1 protein-coding gene is annotated in these 2,368 nt (G+C 64.4%); it reads right to left on the bottom strand.

All coding sequences use genetic code 11. The annotated features are described in order from the left end of the window. On the bottom strand, window positions 1–2,368 hold a 2,368-nt coding region (locus BIY29_RS19760), incomplete at both ends, for a DUF6531 domain-containing protein (protein ID WP_147437194.1).

Below are 2,368 nucleotides of genomic sequence, written 5' to 3'. Positions count from 1 at the left end.
GCCCGCTATCTCGCACAGGTTCTGTTCGCTGTCGTAGCCGAACAGCCTCCCCTGCCGCCAGCGCCCGCTCCGCCGCTCCGCCGTCACCTGACCCACCCCGTTCAGCCTGAACGCCTGGTCGCCCCAGTGGCTGTCGCTGATACCCGTCAGCCGGTCCAGCGCGTCGTACTGATAACCGCGCTCCAGCACATCACTGACCCGACCGTCCGACCCCTCCAGCGCCTGACGACGCAGCAGCCCGGTTTCGCCCCACTCGTGACGCAGCGCAAAGCCCGCCCCGTTGCTCCGCAGGCTTTCCTCTCCGCTGTCCGTGTGGCTGAACGACAGCGCATGATGCGAACCGATACCCAGCCCCCTCAGGCGGCCCGACGCCCATTGCAGATTCAGCGCCGCCAGCAGCCCCTCCACCCTCGACCGCTGCCCGCTCTCATCATAGCCGCTGCGAATTTCCTCGCCGTTCACCCGCTCCGACACCACCTGCCCCGCACGGTTGTAAGCGTACTCCACCACCGCGTCCGCATTGGCTGCCTTGCTCAGACGCCCCGCCACATCGTACTCCAGCGCCGTCACGCTCTCGGTTTCCCCGTCCGCTTTCAGCGCCGTGACCCGCGTCACCCGCCCCGCCGCGTCATGCTCGTAGCGCAGTTCGCTCCCGTCCGGCGCTTTCCGCCCCGTCAGCCTGCCCGCCGCATCGTAACCGTAGCGGTATACCCGACCGTCATAGTGCCGCTCTTCACTCAGCCGACCGCTCTCATCGAACCCGTAGCGCCATGCCCGACGCTGGCTGTTGGTGACGCCTGCGAACTCCGCCTCCGCGTTGTAGTGATAACGCACCGTCGCGCCCAGCGGATCCGTCGCCTCCTCCAGATTGTCGAACGCGCCGTAACGAAACTGGTAGCGCTGGCCCAGCGCGTCCGTCACCGACGTCAGGTTGCCCTCCGCGTCATAGCCGAAACACGTTTCCGTGCCGTCCTCGTAAATCACCTTCGACGGCGCTTCCCGCACGCCTTCATACTCCCAGCGCCGCACCTGCACGCCCTGTTCACGGGCGATATGCCGTTCCGTCAGGCGGTCATGCCCGTCATAGAAAAACCGCACCGCAGGCTGATGGTCACGCTCGATGTCGTTCAGCAGCCCGCGGGCGTTATACCGGTAGCGTTGCAGCACCCCGTCCGGCCCGATGAGCGTCTCCAGCTGGCCCTGCGCCGTGTAGCTGTGCAGCCACTCGCGCCCTTGCGGATCGTTCACCTCGACCACCTGCCCCTGCCCGTTGCGTCGATACTGCCACACGCTGCCCAGCGGATCGGTATAGGCCAGCAGTTGTCCCTCATCGTCATAGTCATAGCGGTGCACCGCGCCGTCCGGCAACGTGACCGCCGTCACCTGCCCCCAGTCATTACGCTGGTATTCCGTGCGGTTGCCCAGCGCATCGGCCTCGGCGATTAACTGGTTGTTTTCCCATTCAAAACGCGTTTCTCCGCCGTCCGGCGTTCGCCGCAGCAGAATATTATTGCGCCTGTCACGCACATAGCTGACCACGCCGCCGAACCCGCTGTGATAATGGCTGGTCAGGTTGTCATCGTCATACTCAAAGCGCCCCGGCCAGTATCCGCCGGCGGCTCTGTCCGCCACCGACCGTCCCTTGTCGTCATACTCATGCTCCACCCAGGTCTGCGCCAAATCCGACCAGCGCAGCAGCCAGCCTTGCGCCGAGTAGGTATAGTCAAAATTACGCCCTTCACCCGCACGCACGCTTAACAAGTGCCCTTGCCCGTCGTAGGTATAGCTGACCAGCGTTTTCAGCGGCCGACGATGCGCGTCGCACAACGTCAGTCTGACAATCCGTCGACGCTCGGTTTCCACATGCACCAGACGACCATCCGCCAGCGCCACCCAACACAGTCGGGTACGCTCCCATAACAGCGACACGCGGTTTCCCGCCCGGTCTTCAATCCCGGTCAGGCACAATTGCAGACCCAGCGCATGATCAAACCGGTAACGCAAACCCTCCACATGCTGCAACACCAGTTGCCCCTGCCGGCGGGTCAGCCGCCACGCCGGGTTGGACGGTGAACGGCTGGACTCGCCTTCACCGGGCAGGACGAATATGGCCCGGTTGAATTCGCCGTCGGTCAGCGTCGCCACGCCGTGATCCAGCGTCAGATCCATATCCCAGTTGCAACGCCACAGCGACCCCAGCAATCCCGGCCGGCGCTCACCGCCGGAACGGTAATACCGTTTCAGCAGCAGCGGTAAAACACCGGACAACTGGAAATCGGTACGCCAGTCAACCACATAGCCCGTGGCCATATCCACCGGCTCCCCCTCGCTCCGGCAGTTGCCTGAGTTGGCGCAGTTGGCTTGATCC

Origin of the sequence: Brenneria alni, assembly GCF_003666245.1 — a bacterium.
Taxonomy (GTDB): domain Bacteria; phylum Pseudomonadota; class Gammaproteobacteria; order Enterobacterales; family Enterobacteriaceae; genus Brenneria; species Brenneria alni.
The sequence above is the reverse complement of the archived record's forward strand: the minus strand, read 5'-3'. Positions and strand labels throughout refer to the sequence as shown.